Here is a 20,227-nt window from a genome sequence, read left to right on the forward strand (position 1 = left end):
TGTGCCACCGGCCCCTTGGCCAGCTCACGCTCCAGCACGGTGAACAGTTCGTCGTTGAGCAGCGGCAGCGATGCCGGGCCCTTGGACGCCAGAGCCGCGGTCCCGTTCTGCAACCAGGCCCTGCGCCACCGCTGAACCGACCGGACACTGACCCGCAGGTCGTGAGCGATGACCAGGTTCTCGTCGCCCTGCCTGAACCGCTCGGCCGCCTCCAACCTCAACTGCTCGCGGAAGGCCCGCCGTTCGTCGGTCAGCCCGCCCCCTTGCGCATACCTCATGCGGTCGGCATACCGCAGGGATCATGAGACGTCAGCCCCTACGACACCACGCTTTGAAGGTCAGTAAGCAAGGCGACGTCTTCGACCAGGGCGATGTCGTCCTCGCCGACGCAGTGGCCGCTCACGCCGCGCTGTGCATCGACAACGCCCGCCGTTACACCCGCGAACACACCATCGCCCTGACGATCCAGCGCCATCTGCTGCTTCCCGAGGTCGCGACGCAGACGACCGTGGAAACCGCGCACATACTGGTGCCCTCTGAAACCGGCGGAGGCTGCGGGTTCGACACATTCGCCCTGTCCGGCGCCCGCACCGCACTGGTGGTCGGCCAAGTAGCCGGCCGAGGCATCCATGCGGCCACCACCATGGGACAGATAGGGACCGCCGTGCACTCTCTGGCCGCGCTCGGCCTGGAACCCGACGAGCTCCTCGCCCGCCTCAACGACACCGCCATCAGCCTCGCCCAGGAACGCGCCGCTCTGCCGCCCGGCGACCCCATGCCGCTCACGGGAAGCTGCGCGTACGCGGTCTACGACCCGCTCGCCGGGACCTGCACCATCGCCCTGGCCGGCCACCCCCCACCCGTCATCGCCCATCCCGACGGGAGCACCCAGATCCCTCACCTTCCGAGCGGAACTCCCCTGGGCAGGACCGAAGGGCCTCCCTTCGCTGCCACCACGGTCCCTCTCCCCGACGGCAGCGTCCTCGCCTTCTACACGCCGTCCCTCCTGCGCACCTCCCAGTTCCCGGAGATCCTCCAACGAGTGCTGGCCCACACTGACCGGCCACTGCAGGATCTGTGCGACGACGTGCTCTACCGGCTACGGAACGACACCCGCTACGGCGACGTCATCCTCCTCCTCGCCCGCACCCACACACTCCCGGCGGACCAGGTCGCCGCATGGCACCTCGACCCTCACCCCAAAGCCGTCGCCACGGCGCGCACCCACGCCCAACACCAACTCACCCATTGGGGAGTGGACGAGGAAACCGCCTACACCACCGAGACGATCGCCAGCGAACTGGTCACCAACGCCATCCGCTACGGCACACCGCCTGTGCAGTTGCGGCTCATCAAGGACCGCACGCTCACCTGCGAAGTCCACGACAGCAATGCCCTAGCGCCACGGCTGCGCCACGCGAAAACCATCGACGAAGGCGGGCGCGGCCTGTTCATCGTCGCCCAACTCGCGCAGAACTGGGGCGTCCGTTACTCCCTCGACGGCAAGATCGTCTGGGCCGAGCAGACTCTGCCGCCCGCAACCTCGCCCCATCGCCAACAGCGGTCATAGCGTTACCGAGCGCGCCCGGATCGTCCTCGCCGGCCGTACCGGCGAGAGCGCGGCGGTGCACCTGCAACTGCAGCTGCTCGGCCGGCGTTGGTCGTTCGGTGTCGCGAGTGCCCTCGATGCGAACGTGGGCGGGATGGTCATTGACATCAGGTGGGCTGGTCAACTGGTCGCCAGGGACCGTTGGCTGTCCGTGGCGGTCGTGGTGGTTGCTGTACTGGCCTACCGCATGTCGAAGGACATCGAGACGCCGCGCTCCTCACAGGTCGATCGGTCAGCCGATGGCGGTGTGCCGTCAGCGGGTTGACGTTTGATTGCGATCAAGGCGGCGTCGTCGTCGAGTCGGCCGCCGACGTGGTGGAGAAGGTCGCCGCGGAGGTGGTTGAGGAGTGCCGTGGGATGGCGGTGGTTCTGGTGGGTGAGTCGTTTGGCGAGCGGGTAGAACGCGCCGCCGGTATTGCGGGCTTCGATGGCACCATCGGTGTAGACGAGGAGGATGTCTTCGGCGCGTAGGGCGAAAGTGTCGAGGTGGTAGGTGGTGTGCGCCAATGCGCCCAGTCCCAGCGGGGGCGCGGGTTGGCCGGGTTCCAGGGGCACGACGTCGTGCGCTCGTAGGAGCAGCGGTGGGGGGTGTCCGCAGGTGACGCTCCGCACGAGGGGCTCGGCGTCGGGGATTTCGAGGAGAGTGGCGGTGACGAACGCCTCTTCGGTCTGTTCGGGGCACACCGCTTCGGATGCGTTGCTGCGGACACTTGAATCCAGGTAGGCGGCGAGTTCCGGCAGCGTCGTCAGCCGGCGGGCGGCGTCACGGAACGTGCTGATGGTGTGGGCAGCGATGCCGACCGCCGCCAGGCCCTTGCCTCGGACATCGCCGATGATCAACCGTGTCCCCGTGGGCGTGCGCACGGCGGCGTAGAGATCTCCGCCGATGCGTGCTTCATCCTCTGCCGCCAGGTACGTCGAGGCCAGGCGAAGGGGGCCGAGTCGGTGGGGGAGGGGAGGCAGTATGGCCCGTTGCGCAGCCTCGGCGACTGCGCGCAGCTGGACCAGCTTTCGCTGTCCGTGTTCCGTCAGGTACCGGGCGATCACGACGGCCACCGAGGTCGCAATGAGGGCAGCCGCCTGTGGCGGGTTCACCGATTGGCGGACCAGGAAGATGGCCATCAAAGCCGACACGGCCATGATGGCGACGAGTGAGGTCACCCGGGAGCTCGCGTACCAGGAAGTGAGTACAGGCACCGTGATCAGCAAGTCGCCGAGATGAACTGCGCCAGGCACCTGAAGATCGATGAGCGTGATCGCCGGGATGAACAGCAAGGCGACTGTCAGCACGGATCGTGGTTGCTGCAAGGTGCGCCAGTGAACGAGCGACGACCTCGCTCGGTGATGCATCGGGTGTGGCTCCTGCACGCAACCTGGAGCCGTACACGCAGGGTCGCGGAGTGTGAATGCCATGTGCTGCACCCTCTAGGATCATATCCCCGGTTCTGATGGTTCCATCAATTAAAACGGACATATGCCCGCATGTGGGGTTATGTGGGGCAGGTCACAGGCGTTGTGGATGCCGACCGGGCTTGATCAGGCGAGTCTCCGCCGCTGGGGTGCGGACTGACCCGCCGTCATGCGTCGCCGATCTTGCTCACTGTTGTCAGGTCCGGGGCAGCGACGGCAGGGGCCGAGTGGCGATCTCCTGTGCTTCGGCGCGCGTCATGCCGAACATGCGCAGCAGGCGGAAGGCCAGCTGGTCGGAAACCTGCGCTGCATCGAGGTCCGGCCGGGTCTCCAGGAGGTGGAGCACTCCGAGCAGGGCGCCGCCGACCATGGACACAGAAGTGCGCGGGTCGTCGATGTCCAGCCGTCCGGTGTCGGCGGCGGCCCGCAGATCCCGCATCGCCTGAGGAGCCAATCCGCTCTCGGACGTCAGATAGGGCATGCCCGTACGGACGAGGATCCTGGCCATCTGTGTGTGGGTGCGCTGCAGCCGACCGGTCAGGCGGACGCTGGCAGCGAAGATCTCCGCGGGGTCTTTCAGGTCTCCCACGACGGATTCCAGGAGTGCTCCGTGTTCCTCCAGGGTGCGGGCCACGGCCGCGTCGAACAGCTCGTCCTTGCTGGTGAAGTGGTTGTAGAAGGAGCCGAAGCCGACGTCCGCCGCCTCGGTGATCTCCTGGATGCTCACGTCGGTCCGCCCCTGATCGGCCAGGAACCGCTGCGCGGCGGCGATCAGTGCGGCACGGGTGCGCGCCTTGCGCCGGTCCACGCGGTTGGGCGTGCGGCTGGGTGTGTTGGCCCTGCCCTGTCGGTCGATACTCATCTCTCCACCATGATCAGGCACAGCTCTGATTTTTTCATCACGACTGACTGCCGTTGACGGGTTCGTCATCTGGACTGATTCTCTCATCACTGCTGACTGGAGCTGCTCGCGGGAGCGTTCCGGTCGGTGTCTGTCCAGGACTCAGGAGAGCCGATGAGTATCCAGGTCGTCCGCACCGCAGACGGCTGGTGGGTGGAGAGCGGCACAGGACGGCTGCACCGCGTCGACACCGACGCGGACACCACCGCCGGCCTGCTCGCCGACCGTTCCGCCGTGCAGCAGGCGGCTTCCCACGCCGCGGTTGACCCCGCCGCCGGGGTTTCGGTGGGAGAAACCGAGCTGCTGTCGCCTGTCACCACGCCCTGCCGGGTGGTGGCGCAGATGGTCAACTACCGTTCCCACGCGGTGGACTCCGGGTTCGACCCGGACACCGTTCCGCCCGCGTTCTTCCGCAAGGCGTCCGGGTCCGTCAGCGGGCCCTACCAGGGCATCGAACGTCCACAGCACGTGCGTTTCCTGGACTACGAGGTGGAGCTCGGGCTGGTGATGGGGGCCGACCTGCCGGTCGGTACCGAGGTCACCGACTCCACCCTGCCGGCGTTCGTCGCCGCGCTGGTGGTCGCCGACGACGTCAGCGCCCGCGATCTGCAACTGCCCAAGACGCAGTTCTACGAGTCCAAGTCGTACCCGACCTTCACACCGCTCGGGCCCCGGCTGCTCCTGGTCGACGCCGACGACCTGGCCCGCCTGCCGGACCTGCGGCTCACCCTCAAGGTCAACGGTGCCACCCGGCAGGACCGCACCACCACGGACATGATCGTCCGGCCCGCCCGCGCCCTCAGTCTGCTCGCCCGCTTCCAGCACCTGCAGCCCGGTGACGTCCTGCTCACCGGAACCCCCGGCGGCACCGCCCTGAAGTCGCCGGGCAGGCTCCTGACCACGCTTGCCGCCCTGCTGCCCCCGCACAAGCGCTGGCAGAAGTTCTTCGCCCGCCAGCAGGCGAACCCCGACTACCTCAAGGACGGCGACGTCGTCACGGCCCGCATCGCGACCGACGACGGCGTACTCGATCTCGGCGAGCAGCGCACGGTGGTGCGCGCCCGCTGACGACTCCCGGGACCCCCGCCCGGGACCGGCCGGCCCGGCGTCCCCGTACCGGGCCGGCCACCTGACCCCATCCCTCACCCTGCAAAGGCGCACCGGTGACACCCATACCCACCGACCTGCTGTGGCCCGCCCCCGACAGCAGCGCGGACCTGTCCGCGACCGAGGCCGTTCCGCTGCATGAGCGCGGCCTGCCCGCCACCACCTACGACACCCTGCTGCGCGCCGCCCGCCTGTGGCCCGACCGCCCGGCCCTGACGGTGCTACCCGATGCCGCCCGCTTCCTGCGCCCCGCCACAGCCACCTTTGCGCACCTGCGTGACCAGGTGCATCGCACCGCCAATCTGCTGGGCTCTCTCGGCGTCACCCGCCGGGCCGCCGTGGGCCTGCTCGCGCCGAACACCGCGGAGCTGCCCGGCGCCCTGCTGGCCGCGCAGGCAGCGGGCATCGCCGCCCCGGTCAACCCGAGCCTGGCGTCCGAGCACGTCGAGCAGCTGCTGCGGCGCAGCGGCGCGCGGGTGCTCATCGCCGCCGGTCCACAGCTGGATGCACAGGTGTGGGCCACGGCCCGGCAGGTCGCCGCGGCCCTGCGGCTGGACGCGCTGCTGGCACTGACCCCCACCCTGGCCGACGGCCCCGCCCCCGCTCTGGACCCCATCGAGGGCGTACGCGTCGGCTACCTCACGGAGCTTGCCGCGTCCCATCCCGCCGACCGGCTGGTGGCCGTCGAAGCCCCGGCCGCCGACGACCTGGCCGCCTACTTCCACACCGGCGGCACCACCGGCATCCCCAAGCTTGCCGCCCATACGCACGCCAACGAGGTCGTCGACGCCTGGATGGTGGCCGCGAGCACTCCTCTCGACGACGACTCGGTGATGTTCGCGGCGCTGCCGTTGTTCCACGTCAACGCCCTGATCGTCACCCTGCTCGGCCCGCTGCTGCGCGGCCGGGAAGTGGTGTGGGCCGGGCCGCTGGGCTACCGCGACCCCGAGCTGTATCCGGTGTTCTGGAAGCTGGTGGAGCACTACCGCGTCGCCGCCATGTCGGCGGTGCCCACCGTGTACTCCGTCCTCGCCCATGTCCCCGTCGACGCGGACATCTCCAGCATGCGGTTCGCCGCCGTCGGCGCCTCCCCGCTGCCGCCCGCCGTACGGGAGTCCTTCGAGAAGCACACCGGGATCCCGCTGTGCGAGGGCTACGGGCTGACCGAGGCGACCTGCGCCTCCGCCCTCGGCCTGCCCGGCCGCACTCGCCCCGGCAGTGTCGGCCGGCGCCTGCCCTACCAGCAGGTCAAGACGGTGCGGATCGACCCGGACACCGGTGAGTGGCACGACCTGCCGCCGGGCGCCACCGGGGTGCTCGCCGTCAGCGGCCCGGTCGTCTTCGCCGGGTACGTCGCCGAGCACACCGCCCACGGACCTCGCCTGGAGACCGCCGGGAAGATCCGCGACGGCTGGCTGGACACGGGCGACCTGGCCCGCATCGACGCCGACGGCTTCATCCATCTCGCCGGCCGAGCCAAGGACCTGATCATCCGCGGGGGCCACAACATCGACCCCGCCGCGATCGAGGACGTCCTCCTCACTCACCCCCAGGTCACCGCCGCCGCGGCGGTCGGCCGCCCCGACCCGCACGCCGGTGAGGTGCCCGTCGCCTACGTCACCCTCGCCCCCGGCGCCCGGACCGAGCCCGCCGAACTGCTCACCTGGGCCACCGAACGGGTCCCCGAACGCGCCGCCACCCCGCGCGAGGTGCTCGTGATCGACGCCATCCCGCTCACCGCCGTCGGCAAGCCCTACAAGCTCGGCCTCCGCCTGGACGCAACCCGCCGCGCGGTCCACGCCGAACTGGCCGCCCAGGGCGTGGACTGTGAGCCGGAACGCATCCTGTGCCGGCCGCACGACGGCGGTGTCCGCGTCACGGTGCCCGCCCCTGCCGACGAGGCGGTACAGCGCAGGGTCACCGCAGCCCTGGACCGGTACGTCCTGCACTGGCAGTACGCCCCCAGCAAGCCACTTGAGAGAGAAACCCCATGAGCACCACCGTCATCGTCCTCGCCGTCCTCCTCGCCGGGATCTTCCTCCTGCTCGGGTCGGCCAAGCTCGCGGCAGTACCCGCTATGCGCCAGGCCGCGGCCCACGTCGGCATGACCACCACCCACTACCGCCTGCTGGGTGCTCTGGAGGTGGCGGCAGCGGCCGGTCTGCTGCTCGGCCTGCGGATCACCGCGCTCGGCGCCGCCGCATCCATCGGCCTGATCCTGCTCATGGCCGGCGCCGTCGTCGTCCACCTGCGCAGCGGCGATCCGGCGGCCCGCTGCCTGCCGGCCGTCATCGCGGGTGCCTTGGCCGGAGCCCATCTCGTCGCGCTGGTCGGCGGCTAGCATCGCCGCCGCCTGGGCCCCGAGGAGCATCACGATGAGCCGCATCGACGTCCGCCAGCATCTGCCGCCCTGCGCCACCACCCGATGGCTGGCCTAGCACAGCGTTCCTACCCAGCCCGCCTCCGCAGGCCGCCTTTCGCACGGCTCTGACGTCACCCACCGCATGTCACCGCCTTGGCCGCCGAGGCCGGCGGCCTCTGCATCGACACCACTGTCTCCGGCGTCCCCGCCGTGCCGTCCGGGTTGCCGACGCCCGCCCGCAGCGAGCGGGCGCCTCTCGGAACGACCAGCCTTTCGCATCCCTGCGCCGCCGCCCGCTCAATCCGCGGACACCCGGCCTCGATCAATCGACCGGGGAAACGCCCTTGGCGCTCTTCCCCCGCCGCTCCTGAGCCGTCCCCACCCCATGGCCCCGAGCCGTGACACCCCATGGAGTACCCATGAACGACATCGACGTGCCCGTCCTCATCGTCGGCGGAGGCGGTGCGGGGCTCACCGCCTCCATGCTGCTCAGCCGCATGGGCATCGAGTCCCTGCTGGTCACCGCCTGGCCCAGCACCTCCGTCCTGCCCAAGGCCCACGTCCTCAACCAGCGCGCCATGGAGATCATGCGCGACGCCGGCGTGGCCGACACCATCTACGCCGCCTCCACCCCGGCCGAGCAGATGTCCCACACCGCCTGGTACGTCGGCCTGGCAGGCGACCACGAGGACCACGGCCGCAGGGTCGCCAGGATGGAGGCCTGGGGAGCCGGCGGGCACTCTCCGGAGTGGCTCGCGGCCAGCTCCGAGCGACAGGCCAACCTGCCCCAGATCCGACTGGAGCCGGTCCTGCGCACCCGCGTCGAGGAACTCGCCACGGGCCGGGTCCGCTTCCACCACGAGCTGACCGCACTCGCCCAGGACGACGAGGGCGTCACCGCCGCCGTCACCGACCGCGAGACCGGCGAGACCTACCGGGTGCGGGCCCGCTACCTGCTGGGCTGCGACGGCGGCCGCACCGTCGGCCCCGCCGTGGGCGTCGTCCAGGAGGGCGTGCGCGAGCTCGCCCGCGTGGTCTCCTTCCACATCTCCGCCGACCTGTCCCAGGTGGCGACCGACCCGGAGGTGCTGATCCGCTGGCTGTGGCTGCCCGACCTCGGCATCCCCGGTGTTCTCGTGCCCATGGGCCCCAAGCACTGGGGTCCCGAGTCCGAGGAGTGGGTCTTCCACCTCAACTACGGGCCCGATGACGGTCGCGCGCTGGACGACGAGTCGGTACTGGCCGACCTGCGCACGGGGCTGGGCCTGAGCGAGGAGGACGTGACGGTCCACATGATCTCCCGCTGGACCCTGGAGGGCGTGGTCGCCGACCGCTACCGCGCCGGCCGCGTCCTGATCGCCGGCGACGCCGCCCACCGGCATCCGCCCACCGGCGGCCTCGGCCTCACCTCCGCCATGCACGACGTCCAGAACCTCACCTGGAAGCTCGCCGCCGTGCTGAAGGGCCATGCCGGCGACGCCCTGCTGGACACCTACGAGGCCGAGCGGCGCCCCGTGGACGCCACCAACGTCCAGCGCTCGCTGGAGAACGCCATGAACCACATCGTCGTCAACGCCCTCTTCGGCGGCGGCCCCGAGGCCGCCGAGGAGGAGAACTGGCGGCAGGCCCGCCGCCTGTGGAGCGAGGACCCCGCCGACGCCGACTTCCGCCGCACGTTCCTGGCGGCCGTGGCCGCCCAGTCCATGGAGTTCAACGAACTGGGCGTCGAATTCGGCTACACCTACGACTCCGCCGCCGTGGTCCCCGACGGCACTCCCGCACCCGAGAACCCCGACCCCGTCCGCATCTACAGGCCCGCCGCCCGCCCCGGACACCCGCTGCCCCACGCCTGGCTTGAGGACCGGGACGGCCATCGCGTGGCCCTGGCCCGCCTGGTCCGCCCCGGCCGCTTCCTGCTGATCGCCGGGGAGGACGGCCAGGCCTGGTGCGAAGCCGCCGAGAAGATCGCCGCCACCAGCGGGCTGCCGCTCGACGCCATCCGTGTCGGCCACCTCGACGGCGACTACCGCGACCTGCGCTCCACCTGGACCGCCGCACGCGGGCACACCCCGCAAGGCGCCGTCCTGGTGCGCCCGGACCGCTTCGTCGGCTGGCGCACCCACGGTGCGGCCATCGACGCGGTCGCCGACCTGACCACCGCGCTGGACACCCTGCTGGCCCGGTAGGTGAATCCGCCACCACTGGTGCCACCGGCTCCGCCGACCAAGCTGACACGGTCGGCGGGGCCACCCCACCCCCCTTCCACCCCCCTTCCACCCCTTACTTGTGTCTCGCGACAGTGCCGCACACCGCCGTCGTGGGAGAGCCGCCCGAAGGGACCCGCCATGAACGACCCGACACCCACACCCGCCCCCACGGCCGACGCCCACCAGGGCCTGCACAGCGAACAGGGCGCCCTGCGCGGGGAGCACCCCGGTCGCGCGGCCCAGCCCGTCATCAAGGTGGTCGACCTGGCCTGGCTCGAGTTCACCAAGCCCGACCTGGACCGCGCCGAGACCTTCGCCCACGACTTTGGCCTGACCACCGCAGCCCGCACCGACGACGCCCTCTATCTCCGCGGCGCACTGGCCGGCACCCACAGCCTGATCATCCGCCGCGGCCCCTCCTCCCGGTTCGTCGGCCCCGCCTTCCAGGCCGCCGACGCCGCCGACCTCGACCGGCTGGCGAGCGCCACCGGCCACAAGGTCCGCCCCCTCACCGAGCACGGCGGTGGCAGCGCGGTCGACCTGCTCGATCCCTCTGGCATCCCGGTCCGCGTCGTCCACGGCGTCACCGAGCAGCCCGCACAGCCGCTGCAACAGCCCCTGGTCCTCAACACGGGCACCACCACCGCGGCCGGCCGCATCAACGCCACCCAGCGCCCGCCTCGCAAACCCTCCCAGGTGCAGCGCCTGGGCCACGTCGTCCTCTCCACCCGGGTTTTCCGGCGCGCCCTTGACTGGTACCTGCAGCACCTCGGCCTGATCGTCAGCGACTTCCTCTTCCTGGACGGGCAGCGCGACCGCGGCCCCACCATGGCCTTCATCCGCTGCGACCGCGGCAGCGAACCCGCCGACCACCACACCCTGGCCATGCACCTCGGCCCCGACACGGGCTACGTCCACTCCGCCTACCAGGTCGCCGACCTCGACACGCTGGCCGCCGGAGGCGAGTACCTGCGCGAACGCGGCTACCACCGCTCCTGGGGCATCGGCCGGCACATCCAGGGCAGCCAGATCTTCGACTACTGGCGAGACCCCGACCGCTTCATGCTGGAGCACTACGCTGACGGTGATGTCTTCGACAACACACTGGAACCCGGCTGGGCCGCCATGTCCGCTTCCGGCCTGGCCCAGTGGGGCCCGCCCGCCACCCGGGACTTCCTCGGCACCACCCCCTCGCCGGGGGCGTTCCTGCAGGCGATCTCCGCATTGCGCGAGGACAACGAGATCGACCGCGCCCGGCTGCTGGGCCTGATGAAAGCCCTGAGCAAGTGACCGCCACCCCTGAGATGTACCCGTCGTGTGCATCGGTGCCGCGCCCACCGGGTTGACCGCCGCGACCCTCCTCACCCGTGCCACCGCCGGCGAATGCTCTGCAACACCCAAAGCAGGGACGCTGCTCTGCGATGCCGGCCGTCAGGGCGATGCTGTCGTGACTTGCGTCGGGGTCGTCTTCTGGCTGCGGGAAAGCCGTGGGCGCCGGCGCTCCCTCAAGCGCCGGCGCCCGCTCACCCCTGCCCGGGGTGGCTTGTCGTCCTGCTGAGGGGGGTCAGGGGACGAGGATGAGGCGGATCGGGTCGCCGATCTTGTTCTCCAGGCGGTGGACGGCGTCGGCGGCGTCGATGAGCGGGATGTGGTCGGTGATGGAGGGGGCCAGGTCGAGGCGGCCGGCCGCGGTGAGCTGGACCAGTTCGGAGACGGACTCGGGGGTGCCGCCGTAGTGGCCGCGGACCTGCTTCTGCAGGTAGTTGAAGGTCAGGCCTTCGGTGATGGTGAGGGGCCGGGGGGTGATGCCGACCAGGATGAGGGTGCCGCCGAGGCCGAGGACGGAGGCGGCCTGGTCGCGGACGGCGGGGACGCCGGCGCAGTCGAAGGCGTAGTCGAGGCCGTGTCCGCCGGTGGCTGCGCGGACCTGGTCGGCGAAGTCGGGGGCTGCCGGGTCGAGCGCGAAGTCCGCGCCGAAGGCGAGGGCGCGTTCGCGGGCGCTGGGCAGTGGGTCGATGGCGATGATGGGGGCGGCGCCGACGAGGCGGGCGAGGCGTACGTTGTGGGCGCCGACTCCGCCGACTCCCCAGACGCCGACGGACTGGGCGGGGCGGACGCCGGCGGTGGTGACGACGGCGGCGTAGGGGGTGGAGACGGCGTCGGGGATGATGGCGGCCTGGTCGAAGGGGAGGGTGTCGGGGATGGGGATGAGGGTGTCCTCGCGGGCGATGACGTATTCGGCCCAGCCGCCGTCGTAGTCGATGCCGGCGGTGAGCATCTGGGTGCAGGGGCGGTGGCGGACGCATCCGGCGCATGTGCCGCAGGTCTTGCCGGCTTCCAGGGTGACGCGGGTGCCGGTGGGCAGGCCGCGCTTGAGGTCGGGGCCGAGGGTGTGGATGACGCCGGAGATTTCGTGGCCGACGGTGATGGTGTCGGAGGTGGCGAAGAGGGGGACGAGGGAGCCGTCGAGGAGGTGGACGTCGGAGAGGCAGACGCCGGCGGCCTTGACCTCGATGAGGACCTCGCCCGGGCCGGGGACGGGGATGGGGACCTCTTCCACGGCGAACTTCTTGCTGTCGAGGTGGAAGCGTCCGGCGAGCATGGTGTCCATGAGGATCTGCTTTCGGTGAGCGGCACCGCCCGGTGGTCCGGGGTGCCATGGGGTGTCTGAATGGCTGGTGGTGGCCGGGAGGCGTACGGCCGGCAGCGGATGTGCCGCACGCCTCCCGGCGGCTGAGGGGCGCACGCCGTGGCGGCGTGCGGCGGTCAGGCGAAGACGTCCTGCTGGTAGCGCTCGTCCGCCTCCAGCTGGGTGAGCCACTGCTGGGCGGTCTCGTCGTCGCTGCCGGTCTTCTGGCGGTGGATGGCGGCGAGGGCTTCGCGGACGGCGGGGGCCATGCGGCGGCCGTCACCGCAGACGTAGATGGAGGCGCCGTCCTGGACGGCCTGCCAGACGGTGTCGGCGGCGTTGGCGATGGCGTTCTGCACGAACCGGGCCGGGTGGCCGGTCACCGCCGAGTAGGCGGTGTGCACCTGTGCGATCCCGGCCTGTTCCCAGTCCTGCATCTCCTGGCGGTAGAAGTAGTCGTGCTCGGGGTGGCGGCAGCCGACGAACACCTGGGACAGGCCCACCTGGACGCCGCTGGCGTGCTGTGTCGCCCGTTCCTCCAGGAAGCCGCGCAGTGGTGCGATGCCGGTGCCGGGGCCGATGAGGATCAGCGGGGTGGCGGGGTCGGCGGGCGGGGCGAAGGTGGGGGAGGGCACGCGGACGTAGCCGTAGACGACGTCCCCGGGTTCCAGGGCCGCGATGTAGGAGGAGCAGGTGCCGCGGTAGTGGCCGTCGCCGGACAGGGCCGGTCCTTCGAGCAGGCCGACGGTCAGCCGCACATGGCGCGGGTCGGCCGACGGGGCGGAGGAGATGGAGTAGAAGCGGGGCCGGATCGGGCCCGTCATCTCCAGGAAGGCGGCGAGCGGGAGTTCGATGGCGGGGAAGCGTTCCAGCAGGTTCAGTACCGAGATGCGCTTGCCGAGGATCTCCGTCTGGTAGCGCTCCTCGGCCTCCTCGGTGTCGGCGGTGTAGGCCTGGAGCTGGGGCCGGGTCCACGGGCAGTCGGTGTGCTCGGCCAGGGTGTGGATCTGGGAGCGGGTGGCCACGTCCTGCAGTTCCAGGAACTCGGTGAGCAGGATGCCGGCGGTGACGGGGGTGCCGACCGGCAGGTGGGTGCGGCCGCCGTCCGGCATGTCGAGGCGGAGGACCTGGTCGTAGTCGACGCCGAGCCTCCGCAGTGCGCGCTGGACCAGGGCGGGTTCGTTCTTGGCGAAGACGGCCAGGTGGTTGCCGGTGTCGTAGGTGACACCCTCGGGCAGCTGGAAGGTGATGGACTTCGCCGACGGGCGCGGCGGCTCGATGGCGAAGTCCCACAGGCCGGTGGCGTCCGCCACGAGTTCCTCGTTGGCGACCACGGTGAGGGGGTAGGCCTGCTCGGAGACGATGGCGGGGCGCACGTCGGACTCGCCGAGCAGCTGGATCTGGTAGCGGGGGCCGGTGGCCTGGGAGGTGTCGGCGGCGTACTCCTCGGCCAGGGTGGTCCACAGGGTGTCCATCCAGCGGGTGGCCATGCCGTCGAAGTCACCGGCGGCGTCCGCGATGCCGCGCTCGACGACGGGGGTGGCGCCGGCGGCCAGCAGGCCTTCCTCGATGCGCTTGGGGAATGCCTGGTAGGTGGCCACCCACTGGGTGTTGCCGGCGCCCAGCAGCGCGTAGTGGACGTTCGCCAGGGAGCCCGCGGGCAGCCCGGCGGCGAGGAGGTCGTCGAAGCGCTGGGCGTTGTCGGGGGCCTTGCCGTTGTAGCTGGCGGCGACGACGGCGAGCAGGCCCTCGGTGGGCAGGTTCTCGCCCAGCTCGTCCAGGCTGACCAGGGTGGTGCCGAACCCGGCGCGCTCGCCGCGGTCGGCGATGGTGCGGGCGAGGTCCTCGCAGGAGCCGAGGCTGGAGCCGTAGGCGACGGTCAGGTTCACCCCGACACCGCTGACCGCGGCCTGCGCCTGCGTGTCCCCCGTCTGCACCTCCGCGACGCCGAACACGGCCCGCTCGTGCTCCTGGCGGCGGCGGACGATCAGTTCGAAGTTGCCGGGCTTGCGGGTCAGCGCCTCCCGGGGGTCCATCTGGTAGTCGGTGGTGTCGGAGAACTTGAACTTCTGCAGCACCAGCGCGAGGGCCAGGCGGGCCTCGGTGAGCGCGAACTGCCGGCCGATGCAGGCACGGATGCCGTTGCCGAACGGCTTGTAGGCGTGCGGGTGCTGCGCCGCGCGGTTCTCGGGCAGCCAGCGGTCGATGTCGAACTCACCGGGACGCTCCCACGCCTTGGGGTGGGTGTGCAGGGGGCCTTCCAGGATGAGGACCTTCGCGCCCTTCTTCAGCTCGTAGTGGCCGCCGATGACGGTGTCCTCCCGCGCCGTCTTGCCGAACGAGGGGATGGGAGCCCACAGGCGCAGGGTCTCGTCCAGGATCCGCGGGATGACGTCCAGCTGCATGATCGTGTCGTAGTCCGGGACGGTGTCGCCGGGCAGCAGCCGGTCCACCTCCGCATACGCCTGGGCCAGCACGTGGGGGTTGCGCATCAGCGAGTAGGTGGCGAAGGACAGCAGGCCGCTGGTGGTCTCGTGCCCGGCGATGAGGAACGTCAGCACCTGGTCGCGGACGTTGTCGTCGTACAGCTTCTTGCCGGTCTCGGGGTCGGTGGCCTGAAGCATCAGGCCCAGCAGGTCCTCCTCACCACCGCCCTTCCCCTCCCGCCGCTCCTTGATCACGCTCTCGACCAGCTCCTGCATCAGCTGGACGTTCTCGCGGTACTTCCTGGCATCGGCCTTGCGCATCCTGGTCATCACCGGCAGCTCCTGCGAGCGCCGCAGCGACTCCACCAGCGCACCCAGCAGCGCGTTCAGGAACGGGTGCAGCTCCTCCTTGCCGAAGGAGTCGAACCGGTAGCCGAACCCCGACAGGGCGATCGTGTCCAGTGTCAGCCGGGTGTAGTCGTCGGTGATGTTGACCGGCTGCCCCTCCTTGCGCTCCCACTTGCCCGCCAGGTTCTGGGCGATCTCCAGCATCTGCCCGAAATAGGCCCTCATGGCCCGCTGGCTGAACGCCGGCAGGAGGATCCGGTGCGCCATGCCCCATTCCTCCTCGTGCTGGTGGGCGGTGAACAGGCCCGCCCCCGCGAAGTCCCGGACGTGCTGCAGCGGCGTCTTCTCGATCTGCTTGAAGAACCGCGTCTCGTCGGAGACCTCGGCCACCAGGTCCGGGTCGTAGACGAAGACCTGCTCGACACCGGCGATGTCCAGGCCGTAGATGCCCTCGGGGAACTGCTTGGACAACTCGGCGAAGTACTCCACCGGGTTGGTGTCGGGGATCTGCGGCGTGTTGCCGAGCAGCGGGATCCCACGCGGGGACCGGATGGGACGAAGGTCGTTCACGGGGTGCGTGGTCATGGATTGCTCCTCTGCGGAGGGGTGGGCAAGGGCGCGCTGCGCAGCTCGACGCCGTGGCGTCATACGGAAACATACGCCGTACGGAATTGGAACCATACGCGGTATGAAAAGTGAGGCGCAACCCCAGGAGTCCAGATCGGGCTGTGGTGAAGCTCATTTCCATACCGTGTATGGAACTGATATCGTACGAGGTATGGAAAAGAAGGTGAGACGCCCCCCTCGGGGAACGAGGAAGAGAGACGTGCCTCTGACCGAGGCCGGGATCTACGCCGCCGCCCTGCGGTTGATCGACGCGGACGGGGTCGAGGCGCTCACCATGCGCAAACTCGCCGCCGAGCTGGACGCGAATCCGATGTCGCTGTACCACCACGTGCCGAACAGGGAAGCGGTGCTGCGTGGCGTGACGAGAATGGTCGGAGCGCAGTTCCGCACCGTGACGCTGGAGAACGCTCCCTGGCAGGAACGGATCCGGCTGCTCGCGATGGACTTCCGGGCGCTGGCGCACCGTCACCCCAAGCTGATGGTCCACTCGTTCAGCCACCAGCCGGACTTCATCCAGCCCGACGACCCGTTCTGGACCGCCCTCACCGCCATCGTGGCCGCTGCCGGGGTACCGCGGTCAGGGGTCGCGAAGATCGCCGCACTCATGATCGCCGTCGTCATCGGTGTCCTCACCGCTGACGTCAACGGCGCACTCCACCAGTGGTCGACCGTCACGCCCCACGGCCCCGAAGCCGACGGAAACCGGGCCGCGGACGCAGGTCCCGGCTCTCCGGTGGCGGCCCCTGAAGGCCCTGACGAGGACCACATGTTCCGCCTTGTGATGGACACGCTGATCACGGGCCTGGAAAGCCGCCTCGCTGCCGGTCCTGACGGCCGGCACCGCCGGCCGTCGAGCCAGTCAGCCTGAGACGCCGCACCCCAGGCGCTGACGCCTGAGGCGTGCCCGCAGCCGCGCGATCCCGGGCCGTGACACAAGGGAGCCGTCCCATCACATCGGGTGAGATCCGCCCGGCGGGGAGATTCCATCCAGCATCTGCACGGCGGCCGTATGCCCACGCGGAACCGTGAAATGACCATGGTCGTGGGCTTGTTCCTGGTTTCCCTCCGGAAGGGGGGAGACCGTCGGCCTTATCGAGCTGGACCACCCGCGTTCACCGAGGCGGCTACGCCGCCGCCCCATCCCCCCATCCCCCGTCCGCTGTCCGGAGGGCTGCCCCCATGTCCCAGAACGCCACCGCCGCCGCTCGCGGCGCCGAGACCACACCTGAGAAGGTGCCCGACCTGTCGCACCGGCGTCGCTGGTGGATCCTGCTGGTCGTCTCCCTGTCGATGCTGATGGGTGTTCTCGACGGCACCATCGTGAACATCGCCCTGCCGTCCGCCCAGCACGACCTGGGCTTTTCGGACGCCGACAGGCAGTGGGTGGTCACCGCCTATGCGCTGGCCTTCGGCAGTCTGCTGCTGCTCGGTGGCCGAGTCGCGGACCTGGTCGGGCAGAAGGTGACGTTCCTGGTGGGCCTGGCCGGCTTCGCGACCGCTTCCATGGTGGGAGGTGCGGCGAACGGTTTCGCCATGCTCGTCATCGCGCGCGCGGTCCAGGGCCTGTTCGCCGCCCTGCTGGCCCCGTCGGCCCTGTCGGTCCTGATGACCACCTTCACCGAGCCGAGTGAGCGGGCGAAGGCGTTCACCGTCGCGGGATCGGTCGCCGGTGCCGGCGGAGCCATCGGCCTGATCCTCGGCGGGGTGCTCACCCAGTACCTGGACTGGCGCTGGACGATGTACGTCAACGTGGTCTTCGCGGGGGTGGCGTTCGTCGGTGGTGCCGCGCTGCTGCACCGCACGCCGCGCGACACGTCCTCCAAGCTCGATGTCCTCGGCACCGTACTGGTCTCCATCGGCCTGTTCTGCCTGGTCTACGGGTTCTCGAACGCCGAGACGCACGGCTGGGGTTCCCCGGCGACCTGGGGCATGCTGGCAGCCGGTGCCGTACTGGTTTCCGTCTTTGTGTGGTGGCAGACCAGGGCGGTGTACCCGCTGCTGCCCTTGCGGGTCCTGCTGGACCGTAACCGCGGTGCTTCCTTCGCCGCCCTTTTCGTCACTGGCGCCGGCATGTTCGGCGTGTTCCTGTTCCTGACCTACTACCTCCAGCAGAGCCTCGGCTACAGCACCCTGAAGACGGGCTTCGCCTTCCTGCCCATGATCGTGGCGTCCTCTGCCGCCTCCGCGGTGGCCAACAACGTCCTGGTGCGGCGCATAGGTCCCAAGCCGGTGGTTCCGCTGGGGATGGCCATCGCGGCCGCCGGCCTGGTGTGGATGACCACGCTGGACCTGGGCAGCGGATACATGACGCAGGTGCTGCCCCAGCTGGTACTCGTCGGCATCGGGGTGGGCACGGTGATCGCGCCCGCGATGAGCCTGGCCACCTCCGGTATGGCCGCGGCCGATGCCGGAGTCGCGTCCGCCGCCGTCAACACCGTCCAGCAGGTCGGCGGGTCCATCGGCGTCGCCCTGCTCAGCACGATGGCCTCCGACGCAGCCACGAACTACCTCTCCGGCCGCGATCCCAGGGACCCCGGCGTCCTGGCGCAGGCCGGGCTCGAGGGCTACTCCACGGCCTACTGGTGGTCGGCAGCCGTCTTCGTGCTGGGTCTGGTGGTGACCGTGCTGCTGTACCGCCGTGGCGTGCCGCAGCACGACGAGAGCGCCGCACACGCCGTTCATATGTAGCGGGACAAGTGTCTTTGCGGCTCCCCTCCCTTGCTCGATGGATGCCCCACAGGGGCAGCGACTCGGGCTCTGTCAGCGGAAGGGGTACCAGGTGGGAGATCGAACAGATCCGCGTCTGCTGTGCAGTCGTGAGGCCATGGTCGCGGCGGCCACCGCGTTGCTCACCCGGATCCGCTGGGTCCTGACACACGGCGGAGGTGTGCTGCCGCTGCTCGCCGACCGGAGGGAACCCTTCCGTACCCGCGTCGTCGGCGGCGGCGTCGACGCGCCGAGCGCCGTCGAACAGCTCGGCCGACTCTGGTACGACCTGGCCGGCACGCCGTTCCCGCTCCGTGTGCCTGCCTCAGGTCGCACCATGCCAGGACTCACCCCTCGGAGAGGAGGTGGGCCAGCAAGCGGTCGAAGTCGCTGTGGTCGAGCTCGGCCCCCCGGGGCACCACTGCCTCCGTTTCCTGCAGGAACGCCTTGACTTCCTGCGCTGGGGCCTTGATCAGGGCCGTACCGGACGGCGGGTTGAGAAGGATGTACAAGTCGCGGCAGCCCTCATCGCCGGTGGGCCATATGCGAACGTCTCCCTCTCCGGCGGGGCCCTCCAGGCCGCCGATCAGCAAGTCGCGCCCGATGATCCATTCCACCGACTTGTCGCTGTCGACATCGGTGGTGAATGCGGCATGGACCACATAGGGATCACTCGGCGCGTACCGCAGATTCATGATCACGGGCAGGGACGTCGCATGCACGCCGACAAGCTTCACAGGCAGTCCCTGGATCACAGTTCTCAATGCTTTCATCGGGTCTTGCTCCTGGTGCTTCGAGTCGTCTGGGGAGGGCCATCGGAAGGGCTGTCGTCGGATTCAAAGGGGCTGCACAGAGACGCGGTCACAGCGAGGACCGGTGGCGGTCGGCACGAGGACAGTCGTCCCACACGAAGCTGACGCGTCGCAGGCCGACCGTCAGCGCAAGGGTGAGTCCAGGGTGGGCGTCAGGAGGGTCTCGTCGAGGCCGACGATCTGGTTGATGTCGAAGCCCTCCATGTCAGCGCGGAATTCAGGACTCGACAGGTATGCCTCCAGCCGCTCCTGCACGTCGTCGGCGTCCTGGTAGGAAACGAGGGCATACAGCCGGGGAGTGTCGCTTCCGGGCGCCGCGGGCACCGTCCAGACGCCGTGGGTGGTGATCCGGTGCTTGGCCATACCGGGAATGTGCTGGGCCCAGATCTTCTCGTAGGCGGAGAGGGCGTCGGGGCTGCGCAGGGTGTAGACGCGAAGCTGGTACTGCGACATGAGACTGGTTCCTTTACTTCTGAGCATGGATGGTCGGCGGTCAGCCTTGGGGGAGGAGGTGTGCCAGTTCGGCATCCCAGTCGATGAGTCCGGACTCGGTACCCCGTGGCACGAGAGCCTGGGTGTCCTGAAGGAAGGACGAGATGTCCCGCACGGGGACCTCCAGCAGGGCGGTGCCCGCGGAAGACCCGAGGGCGATGTAGATCGACTCGTCACCCCGCCCTGCGGCCGACCAGATCCGGACCTCCCCATGACCTGCGCAACCGTTCAGGCCGTCGGCCAGAAGGTCACGCCCCAGGACCCATTCGACCGGCTCGTCGCTGTGGACGAAAAAGGCGGCACGGACGACGTAGGGATCAGCAGGCTCGTACCGCAGCCGCATGCACAAGGGCTCTGAGCAGGTGCGCGAGACGACGAGCTGCGCGGTCACCGCCCGAACCACGGTCCTCGAAGACTCCATGGGCATTCACTCCAAGGCACCCCCTCGCCTCGGCTGCGTCCCGGCGCTCGTGGCGACAAGCACGCATCGAATCAGGAGGTGTTCAGCAGGGCCCGGGTGCCGGACAGCATCGGCGGACCGTGCGGGTCGTGGCGTCGCGGCAGTTGAAGCGACGCGCGCCTGTGGCACGT

Annotated in this window: 16 protein-coding genes; 8 read left to right on the forward strand and 8 right to left on the reverse strand. The window is 70.0% G+C overall.

The genetic code is table 11. From position 1 onward, the window contains the following. Positions 1-278 (reverse strand): helix-turn-helix domain-containing protein (locus AB0M11_RS28745; protein ID WP_365710489.1); only part of this gene is annotated, 278 nt, incomplete at its 3' end. A 53-nt stretch (positions 279-331) separates the two neighbouring features. On the opposite strand from AB0M11_RS28745, the gene AB0M11_RS28750 reads away from it, so the two are divergent. Continuing rightward, on the forward strand, positions 332-1,570 hold the full coding sequence (locus tag AB0M11_RS28750) for an ATP-binding SpoIIE family protein phosphatase (protein WP_365710491.1): 1,239 nt from the start codon (positions 332-334) through the stop codon (positions 1,568-1,570). A 219-nt stretch (positions 1,571-1,789) separates the two neighbouring features. Here the strand turns inward: AB0M11_RS28750 and AB0M11_RS28755 are convergent, their stop codons facing one another. Both AB0M11_RS28755 and AB0M11_RS28760 read right to left on the reverse strand, forming a co-directional pair. After that, positions 1,790-2,899 carry a PP2C family protein-serine/threonine phosphatase gene (locus AB0M11_RS28755; protein ID WP_365710493.1) on the reverse strand — a complete coding sequence of 370 codons (1,110 nt, stop codon included), beginning with the start codon at positions 2,897-2,899 and terminating at the stop codon, positions 1,790-1,792. A gap of 316 nt (positions 2,900-3,215) precedes the next feature. Beyond that, on the reverse strand, positions 3,216-3,881 hold the full coding sequence (locus AB0M11_RS28760; RefSeq protein WP_365710495.1) for a TetR/AcrR family transcriptional regulator: 666 nt from the start codon (positions 3,879-3,881) through the stop codon (positions 3,216-3,218). 153 nt (positions 3,882-4,034) lie between these two features. Here AB0M11_RS28760 and AB0M11_RS28765 point away from each other — a divergent pair, with 153 nt between their 5' ends. From AB0M11_RS28765 to AB0M11_RS28785, 5 genes are all read left to right on the forward strand, one after another. Continuing rightward, a complete protein-coding gene (locus tag AB0M11_RS28765) occupies positions 4,035-4,988 on the forward strand; it encodes a fumarylacetoacetate hydrolase family protein (RefSeq protein WP_365710497.1) in 954 nt (317 codons plus the stop codon). 95 nt (positions 4,989-5,083) lie between these two features. After that, the gene (locus AB0M11_RS28770) at positions 5,084-7,021 is read left to right on the forward strand and encodes an acyl-CoA synthetase (protein ID WP_365710499.1); all 1,938 of its coding nucleotides are present in this window, start codon (positions 5,084-5,086) and stop codon (positions 7,019-7,021) included. Continuing rightward, positions 7,018-7,368, forward strand: a complete 351-nt coding sequence (locus AB0M11_RS28775) for a DoxX family protein (protein WP_365710501.1) — start codon at positions 7,018-7,020, stop codon at positions 7,366-7,368. Before AB0M11_RS28770 ends, AB0M11_RS28775 begins: the two co-directional genes overlap by 4 nt. Before the next feature lie 440 nt (positions 7,369-7,808). After that, positions 7,809-9,575: an FAD-dependent monooxygenase gene (locus AB0M11_RS28780; protein ID WP_365710503.1), complete on the forward strand. Its 1,767-nt coding sequence runs from the start codon at positions 7,809-7,811 to the stop codon at positions 9,573-9,575. Positions 9,576-9,734: 159 nt separating this feature from the next. Next, positions 9,735-10,886, forward strand: coding sequence for a VOC family protein (locus AB0M11_RS28785; RefSeq protein WP_365710506.1), 1,152 nt, complete (start codon positions 9,735-9,737; stop codon positions 10,884-10,886). A 274-nt stretch (positions 10,887-11,160) separates the two neighbouring features. On the opposite strand, the gene AB0M11_RS28790 is transcribed toward AB0M11_RS28785, so the two are convergent. Together AB0M11_RS28790 and AB0M11_RS28795 are read right to left on the reverse strand one after the other, a co-directional pair. After that, positions 11,161-12,207 carry a zinc-binding dehydrogenase gene (locus tag AB0M11_RS28790; RefSeq protein WP_365710508.1) on the reverse strand — a complete coding sequence of 349 codons (1,047 nt, stop codon included), beginning with the start codon at positions 12,205-12,207 and terminating at the stop codon, positions 11,161-11,163. Between the two features lie 155 nt (positions 12,208-12,362). Beyond that, entirely contained in the window at positions 12,363-15,584 is a 3,222-nt protein-coding gene (locus tag AB0M11_RS28795; RefSeq protein WP_365710510.1) for a cytochrome P450, read from the reverse strand. 241 nt (positions 15,585-15,825) lie between these two features. Here AB0M11_RS28795 and AB0M11_RS28800 point away from each other — a divergent pair, with 241 nt between their 5' ends. After that, positions 15,826-16,494 carry a TetR family transcriptional regulator gene (locus tag AB0M11_RS28800; RefSeq protein ID WP_365710512.1) on the forward strand — a complete coding sequence of 223 codons (669 nt, stop codon included), beginning with the start codon at positions 15,826-15,828 and terminating at the stop codon, positions 16,492-16,494. 311 nt (positions 16,495-16,805) lie between these two features. Then, complete coding sequence (locus AB0M11_RS28805) at positions 16,806-18,314, forward strand: MFS transporter (RefSeq protein WP_365710514.1); 1,509 nt, start codon at positions 16,806-16,808, stop codon at positions 18,312-18,314. A 365-nt stretch (positions 18,315-18,679) separates the two neighbouring features. On the opposite strand, the gene AB0M11_RS28810 is transcribed toward AB0M11_RS28805, so the two are convergent. From AB0M11_RS28810 to AB0M11_RS28820, 3 genes are all read right to left on the reverse strand, one after another. After that, entirely contained in the window at positions 18,680-19,105 is a 426-nt protein-coding gene (locus tag AB0M11_RS28810; RefSeq protein WP_365710516.1) for an SsgA family sporulation/cell division regulator, read from the reverse strand. A 162-nt stretch (positions 19,106-19,267) separates the two neighbouring features. Continuing rightward, complete coding sequence (locus AB0M11_RS28815; RefSeq protein WP_365710518.1) at positions 19,268-19,597, reverse strand: NIPSNAP family protein; 330 nt, start codon at positions 19,595-19,597, stop codon at positions 19,268-19,270. A gap of 40 nt (positions 19,598-19,637) precedes the next feature. Then, positions 19,638-20,057 (reverse strand): SsgA family sporulation/cell division regulator, encoded by a 420-nt coding sequence (locus AB0M11_RS28820; RefSeq protein WP_365710520.1) that lies wholly within the window; start codon positions 20,055-20,057, stop codon positions 19,638-19,640. Positions 20,058-20,227 lie beyond the last annotated feature (170 nt).

The sequence above is a fragment of the Streptomyces sp. NPDC051987 genome (assembly GCF_040680735.1).
Lineage (GTDB): Bacteria > Actinomycetota > Actinomycetes > Streptomycetales > Streptomycetaceae > Streptomyces.